This is a genomic window from Methylotenera versatilis 7 (assembly GCF_000799165.1).
Taxonomy (GTDB): domain Bacteria; phylum Pseudomonadota; class Gammaproteobacteria; order Burkholderiales; family Methylophilaceae; genus Methylotenera_A; species Methylotenera_A versatilis_A.
The window spans coordinates 222,242-240,763 of sequence record NZ_JUGF01000001.1 but is presented as its reverse complement, the minus strand read 5'-3'; the positions used below and the strand labels follow the sequence as shown (position 1 = coordinate 240,763).

Genomic DNA, 18,522 nt, shown 5'->3' with positions numbered 1-18,522 from the left:
TATCAAGGATATTAAATGACGAAACTGAGCCTTTTATTAACATCGGTTGTACTACTGAATGCAGGGCTATCTCATGCAGGGCCGATTGAAGACCAGATTAAATATCGCCAATCGGCTTATTCATTCATTGGCTGGAATACCAATAAAATTAAAGCACAGCTAGATAAACCAGAAACATTCTCTAAAGAAGAAGTGATTGCTGCCGCTAACGCGATTGCTGCTGCTGCAAACTCTGGATTAGGTGCGCTGTATGGCTCTGGTACAGACCAAGGTGAAGGCTGGAGAAAAACACGTTTGAAATCTGAGTTCTTTCAAAAACCTGACGAAGCTAAAAAACTGGCCACGACATTCAACTTGGAGGCCAATGAGTTCGCCAAGGTTGCAGAGACAGGTGACCCTGTACAGATCAAAGTGAAATTTGGAAAGCTGACCCAGTCATGCAAAGCGTGCCACGATAGTTTCAGAGAAAAAGATCCTAAGTAATTAGATTTAAATAACGTTTAACCACCACGTCAGTAAGTTTACGATTGAGAAGTTTGTATGCAGAAACAAAAAATTATACCGAAAGTCATCATTGCACTAGCGATCTCAAGTGCTATTGGCTGGTGGTATTGGCAGAAGCAAGAGGCTTCTGCGCAAGCAAACTCGTATGCAAACAACAGTTCCGATAGCTCACAGAACAAACGTGGCGGTAAAAGTGCTGAGTTTGGTGGTAAACGTGGTGAAAAACCTATCCCGGTTGTTGTTGCGGAAGTGATGAAAGGTGACATTCGGGTCATCCAGACCGCGCTTGGTACTGCAACACCATCTGCTGTGGTGACCGTGTCTAGCAGAGTCAATGGTCAACTGACACGCGTGTTATTTAAAGAAGGCCAATTAGTAGAAAAAGGGGAATTTCTCGCTGAGATTGACCCAAGACCTTTTTTAACTGCGCTGACACAAGTACAAGGTCAAGCCACGCGTAATCAGGCGCTTCTGAAAAATAGCCAAATCGATTTAGAGCGATTTAAGACCCTGCAATCGCAAGACTCCATCGCTTCCCAGCAAGTTGATGCACAAGCTTCTTTAGTACAACAATACCAAGGTACTGTGCAAGCAGACCAAGGCTTGGTAGAAAATGCAAAACTGCAATTAAGCTTTACGCGCATCACCTCCCCCATCAGCGGCCGCATTGGTTTAAGGCAAGTAGATGGTGGCAACAACATCACTACAACTAACCCGATTGCAGTCATCAACGCTGTGCACCCAATTCATGTGGTGTTCACTTTGCCAGAAGACAGAGTGGCTGATTTGATTACACAAATACAAGCGGGCAAACAGGCAGGCAAAACACTGCCTGTAGAAGTGTGGGATAAAGCCAATAGCAAATTATTGACGACTGGCCATTTGGAAAGTCTAGATAACCAAATTGACACCACATCGGGCACCGTGAAAATCAAAGCGCAATTTACCAATACGGATAATGCCTTATTCCCTAACCAATTTGTAAATGTAAAACTGCTAAGCAACACCTTACGCAATGTGAATGTGTTGCCTAGTGCAGCAATCCAGCAAGGCAGCGCTGGCGCTTATGTCTACCGTATTCGACGACTAGGCAAAGGTGATCAGGATGGTGTGGAAACCGTCGCCGTACAAGCGGTTAAATTAGGTCAAGTGGATGGCGATCAAGTCGCTGTTCTCGAGGGGTTGAATGTCGGCGACCAAGTGGTTGTCAGTGGCATCGACAAACTAAAAGACAACGCCAAAGTGGTGATTTATTCTGCCAGCGGAGAGCGAAACGCAGCAGCGCGTGAACATAGTGGCAACAAAGGCGATGGCAATAAATATAAGAAGCGCCTGCATTCACAAGCGACGCAATCCCCGCAAGCCAATACTTTTAATAACCGAAAGGCACCATCGGCTGCCTCTTTCGGCCATTTAAATAATTAACACTGTCCAATCACTACCCTTTAGAGCAAACCCGCTGCAATGAATCCTTCCAGAATTTTTATCCTGCGGCCTGTCGCTACTGCTTTGCTGATGATTGCCATTTTTCTATCTGGCGTGTTGGCTTACAACTTGCTGCCCAAAGCAGCTTTACCGCAAGTGGATTATCCCGTTATTCAGGTAGTGACCTTATATCCAGGCGCCAGTGCAGAAGTCATGGCCATGACAGTGACAGCGCCTCTGGAGCGACAATTCGGCTCCATGTCGGGCCTTGCACATATGTCATCCGCCAGCTCTGGCGGCGCATCCGTGATTACTTTGCAATTTACTCTTAAAAATACGCTGGATGTCGCGGTGCAATCTGTACAAGCAGCCATTAATGCCGCCACTAGTTTTTTACCTACCGATTTACCAACCCCGCCGATTTACAATAAAGTAAACCCATCGGATGCACCGATTTTGACACTGGCAGTCAGCTCCAAAACGTTAAGTTTGCCCAAATTACGCGACTTAATCGATACACGCATGTCGCAGAAAATCGCGCAAGTGTCAGGCGTAGGGCAAGTGAGTATTGATGGCGGCCAGCGCCCGGCTATTCGTATTCAAGTGAATCCAACTGCATTAGCTGCTTATGGGCTTGGTTTTGATGATATTCGAACCGTGATTGGTGGTGCCAACTCCAACCAAGCCAAAGGCAATATTGATGGCCCTAAATTGGCATATGAATTAGAAGCCAATAGCCAGCTTAAAACCGCAGATGAATACCGCCAGCTGATTGTTGCGAACATCGCTGACCGCCCTATTCGCTTGAGCGATGTCGCAGAAGTTAAAGAGGCGCAGGAAGATGCTTATATCGCAGCATGGGCGAATCAATCGCAAGCCATACTGATCAACATCAAGCGCCAGCCGGGCGCCAATGTGATTGAGGTAGTAGACCGTATTGGCAACCTACTGCCATCGCTTAAAGCGGGCTTGCCAGCAGATGTTAACGTGATACAACTCACGGACCGCACCAATACTATTCGCAGCTCTGTGGCAGACGTTCAGTTTGAGTTGTTTCTGGCAATCGCGCTGGTGGTCATGGTGATTTTTCTGTTTTTACGCACGGCATCTGGCACATTGATTCCCAGTCTTGCCGTGCCGTTATCACTGGTCGGCACTTTTGGTGTGATGTATCTGGCTGGCTTTAGCATTAACAACCTTACACTGATGGCGCTGACCATTGCCACTGGCTTTGTGGTGGATGACGCCATTGTGATGATTGAAAACATTGCGCGGCATATTGAAGAAGGCGAAACACCCTTTGATGCTGCGTTAAAAGGCTCTAAGCAAATTGGCTTTACCATTATTTCGCTTACCTTTTCTCTAATTGCTGTATTGATCCCCCTACTGTTTATGGGCGATGTGGTTGGCCGCTTATTCCGTGAATTCGCAATCACACTTGCTGTCGCCATTTTGATTTCTGCGGTTGTGTCGTTAACACTCACGCCCATGTTATGCGCCAGACTACTTAAATCAACCTCTCCCGCTAAAGAGCATAAACAAGAAAACGGCCTGCTTGCGCGCGTCATTAAGCATTATGCCAAGTGGCTACAATGGGGATTAGGTCACCAAAGTCTGGTCTTGTTGTTGGCGATTTCAACTTTTGTATTAACCGTCATACTCACGTTGGTAATCCCCAAAGGATTTTTCCCTGTGCAAGATACTGGCGTGATTCAAGCGATGACAGAAGCGCCAGCTTCGGCATCGTTTACTGTTGTGAGCAAACGCCAAGAAGTATTGGTAGATACATTACTCAGTGACTCTGCAGTAGAAAGTATTTCTTCCGTAGTGGGCATTGACGGCGTGAATACCACTTTGAATAGCGGCCGCTTGCTGATTAACTTAAAGTCTTATCCACTGCGCACCGAAACGGCGACGGAGATCATTCAAAGACTGAATGCAGCCGTCAGTGATATTTCTGATATCAAATTGCACATGCAACCAGTGCAAGATCTGACCTTAAGCGACCGCATCAGCCGAACGCAATATCAATACCTAGTCACAAGCACAGACCCAGCCGCACTGGCAGATACAGTGCCTAAGTTAGTGGAGAATCTAAGCCAATTGTCAGAGCTGGTCGACGTTGCCAGCAATCAACAAAACGACGGTTTGCGTGCAGCAATTGAAGTCGACAGGGATAGTGCAGGACGCTTAGGCATTAGCATGGCTGACGTGGACAATGCCCTGTATAGCGCTTTTGGCCAGCGCATTGTGTCGACTATATTTACCCACGCCAGCCAATATCGTGTGATTTTAGAAGTACAAAAAACCGAGCTGTCAGGGTTAGAAGCATTGCAACATGTGTATGTCAGCTCAAGCAATGGTAACCAAGTACCCTTAAGCAGCTTTGCCACAATTACGCAAAAATCTGCCACTTTGGTTGAATACCGTGAGGACCAATTACCCTCTGCCGAAATCGCGTTCAACTTAGCGCCCGGCTATGCCTTGGGTGACGCCGTACAAGCGATTGAGCGCGCGACGAAAACAATCAGCATTCCGCCAACGGTGATCACACGTTTTCAGGGTGCAGCATCTGCCTTTAAAGCAGCATTATCCAATGAGTTATTCTTAATCATTGCTGCGGTCATCACCATGTATATCGTGCTGGGCATATTGTATGAAAGCTATATCCACCCGCTGACTATCTTATCCACGCTGCCATCGGCAGGTGTGGGTGCGCTATTGGGATTAATGGTGATGGGCAAAGAGCTCAGTGTGATTGCCATCATCGGCATTGTGTTATTGATTGGTATCGTGCAAAAAAATGCCATCATGATTATTGACTTTGCGTTAGAGGCAGAACGCGAGCAAAAGCTATCGCCACTGGATGCCATCTACCAGGCGTGTTTACTGCGCTTTAGGCCTATTTTAATGACGACTCTGGCAGCACTGTTAAGTGCTGTGCCGTTGGTATTGGGTGATGGCCCAGGCTCTGAGCTGCGTCAGCCACTTGGCATTGCCATGATCGGTGGCCTATTGTTGAGCCAGCTACTGACACTATTCACCACGCCAGTCATCTATCTCACGTTTGACCGTATTGCTAAACGCTTTACCAAAAAAAGTAGTGATATTGATTTAACAAAGGCAGTTGCATGAGTTGGTCTGCTGTCTTTATTCGCCGGCCAGTCGCCACATCACTACTGGCTGCCGCTTTGGCATTGCCTGGGATAGCAGCCTTTTTTGCTTTACCTATCGCATCACTGCCGCAAGTAGAAATGCTGAGTATCGACGTGAATGCGCGTTTACCGGGCGCAAGCGCTGAGACCGTTGCCTCATCGGTAGCTGCGCCATTAGAACGTGCACTTGGCAATATTGCTGGCGTTAACGAGATGACATCCAGCAGCAACAAAGGCCAAACGCGTATTAGCTTACAGTTTGATTTAGAGCGTGATGCAGACGGCGCAGCACGTGATGTACAAGCAGCCATCAATGCCTCTAGAACATTGTTACCCGCTGGCCTGCAGAGCAATCCGAGCTATCGCAAAAGCGGCCCAATGTCGATTATGTATATTGCGCTCACTTCCGATATTTACAGTCAGCCGCAACTATATGACATTGCATTTACCCTGCTTGGCCAGCGCATCTCTCAAGTAGATGGCGTGGGTATGGTCAATGTGAATGGCAGTGCACTGCGTTCTGTACGTGTCGAAATCAATCCTACTGTGCTCAATCAATACAATGTCACGTTAGAACAAGTACGAACTGCAATTGCAGCGGCCAATGCAAACTTACCTAAGGGGTTTGTAGAAAATGCACAGCGTCGTTGGCAGATTGACGTCAATGACCAAGCAAGACGTGCATCGGATTATTCAGATCTCATCATCGCTTGGCGAAACGCGGCACCGATTCGGCTGAAAGATGTCGCCGAAATAAAAGATTCCGTTCAAGAGTTGAGAAGCTCAGGTAGCGTCAATGGCAGGCCTGGTGTGGTATTGATGATTAACGGCATACCCGGTGCTAACCTAGTTGAGACAACCGATGCGATTAAAGCACTGATTCCAAGATTAAAGCCGCTGCTGCCAGCAGGCGTTGAAATGGATGTGATTATTGACCGAAGTCAGATCGTGCGTAGCTCATTGCATGAAGTAGAAATCACCCTGATGATTTCTATTGCACTGGTCATATTGATTACCTTTATTTTTCTGCGCAACGCACGCGCCGCACTGATCCCTAGCATTGCCATCCCTATTTCATTATTAGGCACATTAGCCGTCATTTATCTTTGTGGCTTTAGCTTAAATAACTTATCCCTAATGGCCTTGATCATCTCAACTGGGTTTGTAGTGGATGATGCCATTGTAGTGGTAGAAAACACTATCAGGCATATTGAAAATGGTATGCAGCCATTGCAGGCAGCGTTTAAGGGAGTGAGAGAGGTATCGTTCACCGTTATCGCCATGAGTGCATCCTTGGTCGCTGTATTTATACCTCTGCTGTTTATGGGTGGCGTTGTCGGGCGTATGTTCCGGGAGTTCTCAATTACACTAGCCAGCGCTGTCGTGATTTCGCTGATGGTATCCCTCACTTTAACGCCAATGCTTTGCTCACAACTACTTAAGCCTCACACACAAGAAAACTGGCTGGCGACTTGGTTAAAAAATCTATTCGATATCCCACTTAAAGCCTATCAACGCGCCTTGGTTTGGGTTATCCGATTTCGTTTATTCACCGTTTGCATGTTGGCCGTCGTGGTACTGATCAATGTATACCTCTACACGATTGTGCCTAAAGGATTTTTCCCTATGCAAGATACAGGGCGCATTCAGGGCTACTTTCAAGGCGATCAAAATATCTCATTCTGGGCCATGCGTGAAAAAGTGAATCAATTCATGCGCATCATTGCAGAAGACCCTGATGTGGATGCCTATTTTGAAAATACGGGTGGATTTGGTGGCGGCCAATCAAATACCGGAGGCATGAACATTCGCTTAAAACCGCGCTCGGAACGCGATGCTTCCGCGCAAGAAATTGTGGCCAGACTTAGACCAAAACTTGAAAAAGTCCCGGGCGCGACACTACGCCTTAACCCGCAACAAGAATTTAGTATTGGTGTAAGGCCGGGCTCTGCAGAATATCAATACACTTTGCTCTCTAATGAAGTGAGTGATTTAAGCATTTACATCCCGCGGTTAACGGATGCACTATCTAAATTACCTCAGCTGGTGGATGTCACAAGCGATGCACAAGACAAAGGCCTGCAAACCAATCTCATTGTCGATCGAGATGCCGCTTCTCGTTTTGGCATCACGCAGGTGCAAATCGATACAGCATTAAATAATGCGTTTGGCCAGCGGCTAGCCTCTACGATCTATGAGCCGCTCAACCAGTATTATGTGGTACTGACATTCGCCTCTGAGTTTGCGCAAGGGCCAAAATCATTAGACCAGATTTACCTGACAACCAGCAATAATGCACGAATTCCGCTGTCTACCATTAGCCGATGGGAACTTCAAAATACGCCGCTTTCTATCAATCATGAAGGGCAATTTGCCGCAGCAACCATCTCATTCAATATCGCGCCTGGCTACGCGCTGGACACTGCAACACAAGCGATTGAGGAAACGTTTACCAAGCTAAACCCGCCAGATAGCATTCACGGTGCTTTTGCAGGAAAAGCAAAAGCATTTAAAGCTTCATTAGATAGTCAACCGTGGTTGATTCTCACAGCCCTGATTACTATCTACATTGTGCTGGGCATATTGTATGAAAGCACGATTCATCCCATTACCATTATTTCCACACTACCTTCAGCAGGCATCGGGGCATTGCTGGCCTTACTATTATTCAAAAGCGAGTTAACCATTATTGCCATGATTGGCATCATTCTGCTGATTGGTATTGTGATGAAAAACGCCATTATGATGATTGATGCCGCTCAATTAATCGAAAAAGAACATGGTTTTACTCCAGAGAAAGCGATTCAGCTGGCTTGCAGTCAACGATTCAGGCCTATCTTAATGACCACCTTTGCTGCTGTACTGGGTGCGCTGCCATTGTTGCTTGGTGTGGGCGATGGTGCCGAAATTCGGCAACCATTAGGCATATCTATCGTTGGGGGGCTTATTCTTGGCCAGATTCTCACGCTTTTTACCACGCCGGTTGTATACATTTATTTAGAACATTTACGCTTAAGGCTACAACCTGCTTCATCAAAACCAACATTAGCATCCAATCTTTTATCAAGTAGTTAACCACTATGCACCATCGAAAAATCAGTTGTATTATCGCTACCATTTTTTTAAGTGGTTGCAGTGTTTGGCAAGATTACACGCGCCCTAGCGTTGCCATACCCGCCACTTATAAAGAGTCTGCAGAATACGAAGGCTGGAAAACGGCCGAACCGGGCCAACCCAATATCACCCAAGATTGGTGGCAGCTATATGGCGATACCACGCTGAACAATTTAATTGCAGAAGCCAATCAAGCCAACAATTCAATCCAGATTGCAGAGGCCAATTACCGGCAAGCACAAGCGTTGGCAAAAGGTGCGCGTGCGCCACTTTTGCCAGCGGTGGACGGTGGTGGTGCCATCACGCGTAGTCAAAATGGTCGCGCAAGTGCACGCACGGACAACAATATCGGTATCAGTGCCAATTGGGAAATAGACCTGTGGGGACGCATTAAAAGAAGCATTGAAGCGGGTGAGGCCAATGCTAATGCCAGCGCCGCAGACTTAGAAGCAGTGCGTTTATTGGTACAAGCCAATGTTGCGCAAAACTACTTTCAATTACGCATTTTAGATTCACAGAAAAAATTACTGGATAACACCGCAGAAAGCTTTGATAGGTCGCTAAAATTAACCATTAATCGTTACAACGTCGGCTTGGCATCGCGTACAGAAATCGCACAGGCAGAAGCGCAACTGAGGACAACACGTGCGCAATCCATTGATATATCTGCAGCCAGAAGCCAGTTAGAACATGCTATCGCTGTGTTCCTTGGCCGCCCGCCTGCCGATTTCGTATTACCATCCAGCCCATTTGACAACATGACGAGCATCAAGCTTCCGGCCATTCCAGCAAGCTTGCCTTCTAGCTTACTGGAAAGACGCCCGGATATTTCTGCTTCAGAACGCCGTATCGCAGAAGCCAATGCGCAGATTGGTATTGCCAGAGCCGCCCTATTCCCCACATTAAACCTAGGCGCAAGCTTAGCGTTTGAGAGCTCAAGTATTGCTCACTTATTATCCTTGCCAAATAGGATTTGGTCGCTAGGTCCGGCACTGGCTGGCCCTATTTTTGATAACCAGCTACGTCAATCACAGACAGAGGCTGCCATCGCTAATTACGATGCAAACGTTGCAAATTACAAGCAAACTGTTTTAAGCGGCTTTCAGGAAGTTGAAGATAATTTAGCGTTACTAAGAATTTTAGAGGCAGAATCCAAAGAACAAGAAACTGCTGTACGATTTGCGCGCGAAGCTGTAGAGCAAACGGAAAATCGTTATCGCGCTGGTATCAGCGAATATCAAAGCGTAGTGATCGTACAATCGACCGCGTTGAATGCAGAACGTAATGCATTATCGATTATCGGCAGAAGACTCAATGCCAGCGTAGGTTTAATGACAGCACTGGGGGGTAAGTTTTAACTGTTTAGATTTGCGGTTTAATCATCTACATCTTGATAGGATACCCCCCTATCACCCTCTGTATTAACTACAACAGCTTGCTGTTAAGTTGTTTATATTAAAACAATCACCATTTTTATTAGATAGATTTATCTAACGAATTATCATCAAAAAAACACCAATAGTTATTTATAAACATGTAGTTACAAACAAATTAAATATTAATACCCCATTTATATTTTAAGTTTTTCAGTGGCATACATATTGCACTTAGTGATGTGAACAAGACCAACCATTCACATTATTTAGAAAGCAAATAAATGAGCAAACACTTCAGGGAAAAGATACTTAATAAAGGGAAAAAACAGCAAATAACATTTCGCCGTACTGCCATAGCCATTGCGATTGCCAGCCTCACTAACTTGTCGTCACTACCTGCTTATGCAGCTGATGACCAAGCATTAGCAGAATTACAAAAAGCATTAGAGCAGCTTAAAACTGAGAATGACAATTTAAAAAAACAATTAGCTAGCAAGCCGGCAAGTAGCACGGATAACTCAACAAATACAGCTGCTACTACAGAAGATAAAGCAGAACCTCAAGAAAATACCGCAGCCACTCAAGAGCCATCGGCACTTGATGCAATCATTGTAAAATTCAAAAAGAAACCGGTGCTTGAAAAGATAAAAGATGTTCCAACATCAGTCTCTATTGTCAGTGGTGAAGAGCTTGATAGCCTAAATGCAACTAATACCACAGAAGTTTTACGTCGCATTGGTAACGTAAACTTTAACTATGGCAACTCACGTACAGGTTCACTCACCCTACGCGGCATCACTACAGGCTCTAGCGACCAAATTGATCCATCAATTGGTACTTTGCTTGATGGTGTGAGTATCGCTTACACTCCACTTGTCAATGGTTATATATTTACCGACATTGACACCATTGATGCCACACGCGGCCCACAAGGTACGCAGGGTGGTAAAGCTTCCAATATTGGTCGCCTTACATTTACAACTAAGGCGCCTACTTTTACGCCAGAAGCTAATTTTTCACAAACATTCGGTGATTGGAACACTCTGCGCTCATCTGCAGTATTAGGCGGCCCTGTTGTTGATAACTTACTAGCTTGGCGCGGTACGTTTTATCGTGAGCAAGCCGATGGCCCTACTTCCAAGAAATTTGAAAACCAGTTTCCAGACTTAGACGGTAGAGATAGTTATCAGAATGTGGATCGTACTTTTGGACGCATTCAGTTCCTGCTAACGCCTACAGAAAATTTTAGTGCAAAATTAAGTGTAGAGCATCAACCTAGAGGCTCAGAGTTTGTTAACGGCAATACGGTCAGACATCCTGAACCCAGAACTTTCACTGACGGAACGGCCCGTTCAGCGGCCAGTGTGGATGTTGCTTACAACAAATATGTTAATCGTCAATGGTTTAACAATAGCCCCACTACTTGGAATCCTGCTACAGATTACTTTAAAGACCCCACCAATGTGGATAATAATGGCGGCATTATCACTGGCTCCAAAGGTGCAACCATTAACTTAGACTGGAATGTGGCAGGCCATAATCTTAAATCGATTACTGGTTACCGTAGCCATTGGTTTAGTGCTGCAAATGATGAAGGCACACCATACGACATCACCAAAAGTGGTGGCTATATCACAGCGTACAGCCAAATTAGCCAAGAACTGCGTGTGTCCTCAGCGCCTGATAAAAACAGTTTAGTTGACTACCTTGGAGGTGTTTACTTTATAGAAACAGATAACGACTCCAACTCTCGCACACGTTACGGTAACGATGCTGGTGCTTTTCAAGCCAACGACACTATTTACAATGCACTTTATGCTTCTGGTACTGGGCAAGCATTACTTAAAGACTCACTCAATCTGGCATATAAAAATACGCAAACTATTGTTAAAAACCAAAGTACGGCATTATTTGGTCAAGCAGACTGGCACATCACCGAGCCACTGACGCTAACAACCGGTTACCGTATCTCTAAGGAAGACCGCAAAACGGCACAAGGTATTTTTCTTGCGGATAAAGGCGTTGGTGCAGACCTTACAAATGCATTTGGTAACGGCACGACACTTGCTACGCTACCAGATCCCACAACTCCAGAAGCCACAGCTGCTGCAGATCGCCTGGCCAGTAGATATTTTGGTACTGGTACTACATATGCTGGGCTAACAGCGCCACAACGTACTCAACTTAAGCAAGCGACTGTTGTAAGAAATGCAACTTTACAACCTAACTCTCTTTACAACATTAAAAATGCAGATAGAACCTGGAATGACAATATCAATAGTGCAAATGTCAGCCTGACCAACAAATTCAATGAAGATTTAACGGTATATGGCACATTGCAATATGGTGAAAAAGCCGGTATTGCTCAAATCAATACTGCTGGTGAATCTAATTTAATTGATAAAGAGAAAACCAAAGGTTATGAACTGGGGATTAGAACTAATTTATTTGAAAAAACCTTAACTGTTAATGCTGACGTGTTTTTAAATGATATTAAAGACTTTCAATCAACAGTTGGTGTTGTAGACCCAGTTGCTACTGCGGCATTTCAAGCATCAAACCCAGGAGTGCCTCTAGCCGATAGCATTCAATTCCAGAGTGTTGTTGGTAACGTGCCTGGCGTGAGAGTTAAAGGTATTGAAGTCGATGCTAACTATAGTGGCTTTGACCATTTCAACATCAGATTGGCGGCTGCCTATAATGATGCCAGATATTCAAAAGATATTTTCCTTGCAAGGCCAAGTGAGGAGAATACCACTGGCACAAACCCTCGATTCTCTAACGCAAAAGGTGAAACTTTAACATTTGCGCCTAAATTCTCTGCCAATCTAGGTGTGGACTACAATTTACCGGTTTTTGGTAACTGGGTTTTCCATACCAATGCTAACTACTCATACAGCGCTTCGCAATTAAGAAGCCGTTCGTCATATGACAAATTGGATGCTTATGGCATTTTAGATTTAGGTGTAGGTATCGGCAGACAAGATAAATTGTTTGATTTGAATTTCATCGCTAAAAACGCGTTAAACAAGGAATATAATGTTGAAGGCTTTAGTAGTTACACACCCAGCCTTCCACGTTGGGTTGGCGTGGTTTTCAGCAGTAAATTGTAATTCACATAAAACTATAATTGTTTGATAAAAAACCATGACCTTAATTGGCCATGGTTTTTTTGTTTGGACGCACAATCAACCTAGCAATTTGAACTGATACTGCCAGCAGTATCAATCGCTCTCAATATCCGTCACTGGAAAATCTGAAAACAATGCGCAGGCCTTTGGGGTAATTATGCTTATTTAATCATTAGAAGGTAAGGATGATAAAACTGAGTAGATAATAAAATTTGTGACAGGCAACAAAAAACGCTGTAGCCAAAATGACCACAGCGTTTTTTAGATAATACTAATTATTACTTACGTGCGCCTAATCCAAAGCCACCATTGTTTTCAGCACAAATGCGCTCTTCCCGCTCTACAATCGGCTCTTTGCCAGCATGTTTTGCTAAGCGCGCTTCAAAATGCCAGCCATTCGGTTTATCTTCATATGTCCATTGTCTTGCTGGAATCGTCACAGTGAATGGACGCGTATAAACTGTTGGATCAGTAAATACCGCTTCATAATTAAAGCGTTTTCTATCGCTAGAGAAAATATACTTCTCTTGGATAGTACCGTTCTCACTGATAAATTCACCAGAGCGACCAAACAGAGCTTTGCCATTGTGGTTTCTAACATCGACAACTAAGGTGTTACCCTCCCAATGACCGCGTGAATCTGCATTCCACAATTTAACTTTCTCTGGTAAATGCGGCTTGCCATCTAAGTGGATAATACGGGTGCCATTGTTAAAAACAAACAATACATAACCTGGGTATTGCGCAATTTCGTAACCATGCCAATAAAAAGACTTTGGTACGCCACATGGCGCGCAACGGGCTAAAGGTTCAATATACTTCGGTTCGGTTGGGTTATGAAACCCTACCTGAAACTTCTTAACTTCTTCTAATGCCCAAGGCTGAAATGGCACTTGTCCATCTGCAGGATCACTGACACGACTAGGCGCACGATCCTCACGCTTACCTAATGGCGTACGGCGTGGCGCCGGGTCATTAGGAATACCGCCTTGTGGGTCTGTAAAGTTATTATGGTTTGCTATCGTATTAGACCAATGACCGCTGATATCAGGCTGACCATCGGCTAATTTCGGGCCAGTCCATTTTCCTGAAGCAATTTTTGGAAACGATGCCTCATTTCTATAATTTGGCCCGTCAGCCTGTTGGGCTGCAACAGGTTGCTGTTGTGGCTTTGCTTCTTTCGCTTTAGCATCATCCGCTGAGACTGCCATCAAAGGCGCAGTGGCGATAGCCAATATCACCAAATTCTTAATGTTAAGCTTTAGCTTGAGATGACTTACATTATTTTTCATAATTCCTCTTATCGTATTCAGTTCACTCAATGATTAACGGTACATTTACTTAAATTTATAATTGGTAGTTACTACGCAATTATTTGTAAATGATTATTTCTGTGCAGAACCTAACCCAAAGCCGCCGTTATTTTCATGGCAAATACGCTCATCGTGCTCCAGGATTTGTGTTTTACCAGTATGTTTTGCCCAGCGCGCCTCTAGATTCCAGCCATCGGTTTCTTCCGCTTTAGTGTATTTAATGGCAGGTATTGTGATGGTAAATGGCCGCGTATAAACCGTTGGATCGGTAAAGGTGCCCTCATAGTTATAACGCGCACCATCATTAGCAAAAATGTATTTTTCTTGAATGGTACCGTTCTCACTGATGAACTCGCCAGAACGTCCAAACAACGCTTTGCCATTGTGATTTTTTACATCGACAACTAAAGTATTGCCTTCCCAATGACCACGCGAGTCACCATTCCACAATTTAAGCTTTTCTGGCAAATGAGGTTTCTTTTCGTCCAAATGGATAATGCGTGAGCCGTTATCAAACACGAACACCACATAGCCTGGATATTGCAAAATATCATAGCCATGCCAGTACAAAGATTTCGGCACTCCGCCTGGCGCGCAACGTGCATTTGGCTCTACATGCCCAGGGTAAGTAGGATTGTGAAACCCTACCTGAAAATCTTTTACTTTAGCTAAAGCCCACGGCTGGAATGGAAACTGACCATCGGCAGGATCGCTCACGCGGCTAGGTGCACGCTGCTCTCTCGGCCCTAACGGTGTTCGTCTGGCCTCACCGATAACGCCACCTTGTGGATCAGTCAAATTACCATGGTTACCGATAGTGTTAGACCAGAAACCACTCACATCCGGCTGTCCGTCAGCTAAACGCGGCCCAGTCCATTTACCTGAAGCAATCTTGGGAAATGATTTTTCACGCGGTCTTCTGGTTTGTGTAGGAGGGGCAGTTTCTACGGGCTTGGTTACAGATTTTTTCTCTTGTGCTGAGGGCGTTACATTTTCATCTGCCGCAACACTTACTAGCGAAGCGCTAATTAAAGCACCCAATATCAAGGTAGAAAACGCTCTTTGCCGTTTTCTTAAATTGCTATTCATATTGTCCTCATTTTATTCTTAAAGGATGCGATATTCAGAGGCATATATGCCTTATTTCTGATCCGGTTTTGGTGGATAGTATTGGTCATAATCTAGGGTATAGCGGTAATCTTCAATCAACTGAAAATTCTTTTCACGATGACGGTGCAAAATAACGCTGATATTCCATGGCTTACTGAAAACCTGCTCATCGGTTAGAGTTGCCTTGTATTCAATCGTGTTAGGGTCAAGAAATTTCCAACGCTCAACCACTTGCAATGCGTCACTATGGAAGTTACCTGAACGATCCAGCCATGTTTTATCATTAAAATGCTTTGCATCAACAACTAAAGTATCGCCTTCCCATTTAGCTCTTGAATCGCCTAACCACCAGTCATTAGGATCTTCTGGATGCTCGGTATTATTGGTATGAATAGTCCGTACTGAATGACCAAATTGAGGCACCACAGTTAAATCACGTGCACGTTGAAAAATCTGGAATGGCTCTGGATAATACACAGCACGAGGCACGCCCAAGGTATAGCCTTTTAATGCCGGGTCATCCGTAGCGCGATTTTCAAAGTTTTTCTTTCTTTGCACTAAGGCTTTGGGCAAGTAAGGGATTTCACCGCCCTCTACAATACCGGGGCCTGGAGGTGCGTCTTTACGATTAGAGTGAGGCTCCAAATCATAATCTGCCGCACTGGTTGTCTGCCATATTCCAGAAAAATCTGGCTTACCATTTGCTAAGCGCGGTATTTTTTTATTGTCATGTGCATCAGCGCTTGGTGCGACTAATGAAAACGTAAAAACAGCTAGTAGTAATAGCAACGCGGAGCCGACCTTTTTAAACTTAGCAGGTCTGTACCTTTGTAATGTATTCAAGCGTAATGTATTCAAGAAATTTCTCCAGTTATCTGCATTGATAGCGTAAGTTATTTTTATTAATTGGTTGCTGGCTGAGCTGCTGGAGCATCTTGAGCGCCACCGGTTTTAATGGTTCGGCCATCTGCTAGCGTACTTTCAACTGCATAGCCAAAATTCTGGTCATTTTTCGCCTTGTAACCATTAATAGTGATTTCCGTACCCACCGCTAATGTTTTTTTGGTGATGCCTTTTTCTTTCAAGCCAAATGGCGCACCGAACTCAAAACCCCATTGAGTCACTTTGCCATCTGGACCAGTCACATCAATATATAACCAGCTATGCGGGTTAACTAACTCAAATTTGGTTACGATGCCCTTTACTTTAATCGGCTGTGCCGCATCAAATTCAGCTGAGAATGCGTGGTGCGCATTTGCTGGCAGCGTACTGACGACCACACCCAGAACTGCTAACGCGCCTGCTACTATTGTTTTACGAGACATTTATTTTTCCCTAACTATTAAAATATTATTGTGCAAAATGTTGAAATTAATCTGATTAACGATCTGTACTAATGGTTATTGATTCTGAGTTAACACTGCCAGCTTTGTAATACCAGAACGCTCAATTACCGCCATCACTTTAGCCACACTGCCATACTTCACAGATTCATCGGAACTCAGGTGATAAACTTGTTCAGGATTAGTCGCTTGTCGTGCAATTAACTCTGTCTCAAGCTGAGGCAACTCGACCTGAGTTTGATTAATAAAAGCATTGCCTTCAGCATTCACACTGATCGTAATAGGCTTACTAGGCTCAGGCGGCTTTGTAGCCGCTGTTTTAGGCAAGTTAACCTGAATTGCATTAGTCATCACTGGCACGGTCACAATAAATGCCACCAATAAAACCAACATCACATCCACCAATGGCGTGACGTTGATTTCACTCATCACTTCATCACCATCACTTTGAGAGGAAAAAGCCATTATGCAACTGCTCCTTTTAATGTATGTACTACGCCGGCACTAGAAGCATCAGCCTTACCATTGGCGTCGACTACTTTGCGATATGAAACACGACGCAACACTTTGATTAAGTCTTCAGCAAAATCATCCAGATTATTGCTACTAGTTTTTAAACGTCTTAAGAAAAAGTTGTAAGCAAGCACAGCAGGCACAGCCACCGCGATACCAACACCTGTCGCCAATAAAGCTTCGCCAATTGGGCCAGCAACCACATCCAGGCTCGCACTTCCCGCCTTGCTGATACCTGTCAGCGCATGCATAATGCCCCAAACCGTACCAAACAAACCAATAAATGGTGACGTACTACCAATACTGGCTAACACCACTAATCCACTTTCACGCGTAACACGCTCTTTTTGAATTTGCTGTCTTAATGAGCGCTCTAGTACTTCCTGGCGATCACCAGAATGGCGCAAGTCTGCAACAGAATCTGCCTCATTCAATGCGTGGAATCCTACCTGAGCAACACGATAAACCGGCCCGCCGAATCCCTCGAGATTTGCTGCGTCCTGTAAATCTTTTGCCGCCCAAAAGGCTGCGCGAAATTTATTATTTTGCCGACGCATGCGCCACACTTGAATTGTTTTGAGTAACACAATCGTCCAAGTAATGACCGAAGCCAAAATCAGAGAAACTAAAACACCTACTACTATTGGTGATGCATTTGGATCTAAATTAAACATTTTCTTACCTCACTTTACTTAAATTAACTACTTATTAGATTAACTACTGTTCAGAATTAAATATAATTGGCACTGTTGCCCACCCATCTATCGGCGTACTTCCACGCTTTGAAGGAACGAACGTCCATTTTTTTACGGCGGCAACCGCCGAATCATCCAGCACTTTGTGGCCACTCGACTTTTTCACACTTACGCTTTGAGTACTGCCATCTGCGGACACTCTCACACGTAAAATAACTGTTCCTCCCCAGCCCATCTGAGTGGCCCTAGCCGGATATTCAGGAGGCGGATTTTTTAAGTACCCAGCATTTGCCGAAGCTTCCGTCACAGGCTCCTCCACAACCGGTGCAGGTGGAGGCGCAGGCGGTGTTGGCTCTTCAGCTGCCACCACTGGCCCACTGGAAACTGGCGCCTGGGTGTTCTCTTGTACAACGATGTCATCAGGCGCAATGTCTTGAGTTGCCACAGGCGTTCTCAAAGCAGGTGGCGGTGGTGCTTTTTGAACCTTAGGCGGTGGCGGTGGTTTTGGAGGCTCAACCGGAGGAGGCGGTGGTGGCTCAATTTCTGGCTTAATAAACTCAATAGCCACTTCATGCTTTGCAATAGGCACCGGTGACGTCTGGTCACGATTAGCGTAAAGAGAAATTAAAGCTACATGTAAGCCGACAATAGCGGCGACAGACCAATATTTAGCACTTGAATTGACTTCCTTATCATAAGATTTCACTGCTCGCAGTTGTAACAGCTTCAGACGTTCTGCCTGCTGATCTGACGACTCGCCTGATTGGATAGTGCCTACACCTCGCAGTGGCGTAGCGATATAAGAACTAAGCGAACTAGACATGATTAGTACCCCAACCGACT

At 44.9% G+C, this 18,522-nt stretch carries 13 protein-coding genes; 6 read left to right on the top strand and 7 right to left on the bottom strand.

Features of this window, described 5'->3' with window-relative positions:
• Positions 1–15 precede the first annotated feature (15 nt).
• The 6 genes from K370_RS00975 (at position 16) to K370_RS00950 (ending at position 12,687) form a co-directional block, all read left to right on the top strand.
• Positions 16–483, top strand: coding sequence for a c-type cytochrome (locus K370_RS00975; RefSeq protein WP_047537122.1), 468 nt, complete (start codon positions 16–18; stop codon positions 481–483).
• Positions 484–540: 57 nt separating this feature from the next.
• Entirely contained in the window at positions 541–1,929 is a 1,389-nt protein-coding gene (locus K370_RS00970) for an efflux RND transporter periplasmic adaptor subunit (protein WP_052185120.1), read from the top strand.
• 39 nt (positions 1,930–1,968) lie between these two features.
• Positions 1,969–5,064, top strand: a complete 3,096-nt coding sequence (locus tag K370_RS00965) for a multidrug efflux RND transporter permease subunit (RefSeq protein WP_047537120.1) — start codon at positions 1,969–1,971, stop codon at positions 5,062–5,064.
• Entirely contained in the window at positions 5,061–8,159 is a 3,099-nt protein-coding gene (locus K370_RS00960) for an efflux RND transporter permease subunit (RefSeq protein ID WP_047537117.1), read from the top strand. Before K370_RS00965 ends, K370_RS00960 begins: the two co-directional genes overlap by 4 nt.
• Positions 8,160–8,164: 5 nt before the next feature.
• The gene (locus K370_RS00955; RefSeq protein WP_052185119.1) at positions 8,165–9,556 is read left to right on the top strand and encodes an efflux transporter outer membrane subunit; all 1,392 of its coding nucleotides are present in this window, start codon (positions 8,165–8,167) and stop codon (positions 9,554–9,556) included.
• Positions 9,557–9,855: 299 nt separating this feature from the next.
• Positions 9,856–12,687 (top strand): TonB-dependent receptor domain-containing protein, encoded by a 2,832-nt coding sequence (locus K370_RS00950; RefSeq protein ID WP_047537114.1) that lies wholly within the window; start codon positions 9,856–9,858, stop codon positions 12,685–12,687.
• 296 nt (positions 12,688–12,983) lie between these two features.
• Here K370_RS00950 and K370_RS00945 read toward each other — a convergent pair whose 3' ends face one another.
• The 7 genes from K370_RS00945 to K370_RS00915 all read right to left on the bottom strand — a co-directional run bounded on the left by K370_RS00945 (position 12,984) and on the right by K370_RS00915 (position 18,502).
• Entirely contained in the window at positions 12,984–13,997 is a 1,014-nt protein-coding gene (locus K370_RS00945; protein WP_047537111.1) for a hypothetical protein, read from the bottom strand.
• Between the two features lie 93 nt (positions 13,998–14,090).
• Complete coding sequence (locus K370_RS00940) at positions 14,091–15,107, bottom strand: hypothetical protein (RefSeq protein WP_047537108.1); 1,017 nt, start codon at positions 15,105–15,107, stop codon at positions 14,091–14,093.
• A 51-nt stretch (positions 15,108–15,158) separates the two neighbouring features.
• Positions 15,159–15,986 carry a hypothetical protein gene (locus K370_RS00935; protein WP_235272644.1) on the bottom strand — a complete coding sequence of 276 codons (828 nt, stop codon included), beginning with the start codon at positions 15,984–15,986 and terminating at the stop codon, positions 15,159–15,161.
• A gap of 44 nt (positions 15,987–16,030) precedes the next feature.
• Positions 16,031–16,453, bottom strand: coding sequence for a DUF6152 family protein (locus tag K370_RS00930; protein ID WP_047537105.1), 423 nt, complete (start codon positions 16,451–16,453; stop codon positions 16,031–16,033).
• Positions 16,454–16,528: 75 nt separating this feature from the next.
• Positions 16,529–16,936, bottom strand: coding sequence for an ExbD/TolR family protein (locus K370_RS00925; protein ID WP_047537102.1), 408 nt, complete (start codon positions 16,934–16,936; stop codon positions 16,529–16,531).
• Positions 16,936–17,658: a MotA/TolQ/ExbB proton channel family protein gene (locus K370_RS00920; protein ID WP_047537099.1), complete on the bottom strand. Its 723-nt coding sequence runs from the start codon at positions 17,656–17,658 to the stop codon at positions 16,936–16,938. Before K370_RS00920 ends, K370_RS00925 begins: the two co-directional genes overlap by 1 nt.
• A 43-nt stretch (positions 17,659–17,701) precedes the next feature.
• Positions 17,702–18,502 (bottom strand): energy transducer TonB, encoded by an 801-nt coding sequence (locus K370_RS00915; protein ID WP_047537096.1) that lies wholly within the window; start codon positions 18,500–18,502, stop codon positions 17,702–17,704.
• Positions 18,503–18,522 lie beyond the last annotated feature (20 nt).

Excerpts from the sequence above, each read along its gene's own strand:
- K370_RS00975 (WP_047537122.1), top strand. The coding sequence starts at position 16 with ATGACGAAACTGAGCCTTTTATTAACATCGGTTGTACTACTGAATGCA.
- K370_RS00970 (WP_052185120.1), top strand. The coding sequence starts at position 541 with ATGCAGAAACAAAAAATTATACCGAAAGTCATCATTGCACTAGCGATC.
- K370_RS00965 (WP_047537120.1), top strand. The coding sequence starts at position 1,969 with ATGAATCCTTCCAGAATTTTTATCCTGCGGCCTGTCGCTACTGCTTTG.
- K370_RS00960 (WP_047537117.1), top strand. The coding sequence starts at position 5,061 with ATGAGTTGGTCTGCTGTCTTTATTCGCCGGCCAGTCGCCACATCACTA.
- K370_RS00955 (WP_052185119.1), top strand. The coding sequence starts at position 8,165 with ATGCACCATCGAAAAATCAGTTGTATTATCGCTACCATTTTTTTAAGT.
- K370_RS00950 (WP_047537114.1), top strand. The coding sequence starts at position 9,856 with ATGAGCAAACACTTCAGGGAAAAGATACTTAATAAAGGGAAAAAACAG.
- K370_RS00945 (WP_047537111.1), bottom strand. The coding sequence starts at position 13,997 with ATGAAAAATAATGTAAGTCATCTCAAGCTAAAGCTTAACATTAAGAAT.
- K370_RS00940 (WP_047537108.1), bottom strand. The coding sequence starts at position 15,107 with ATGAATAGCAATTTAAGAAAACGGCAAAGAGCGTTTTCTACCTTGATA.
- K370_RS00930 (WP_047537105.1), bottom strand. The coding sequence starts at position 16,453 with ATGTCTCGTAAAACAATAGTAGCAGGCGCGTTAGCAGTTCTGGGTGTG.
- K370_RS00925 (WP_047537102.1), bottom strand. The coding sequence starts at position 16,936 with ATGGCTTTTTCCTCTCAAAGTGATGGTGATGAAGTGATGAGTGAAATC.
- K370_RS00920 (WP_047537099.1), bottom strand. The coding sequence starts at position 17,658 with ATGTTTAATTTAGATCCAAATGCATCACCAATAGTAGTAGGTGTTTTA.
- K370_RS00915 (WP_047537096.1), bottom strand. The coding sequence starts at position 18,502 with ATGTCTAGTTCGCTTAGTTCTTATATCGCTACGCCACTGCGAGGTGTA.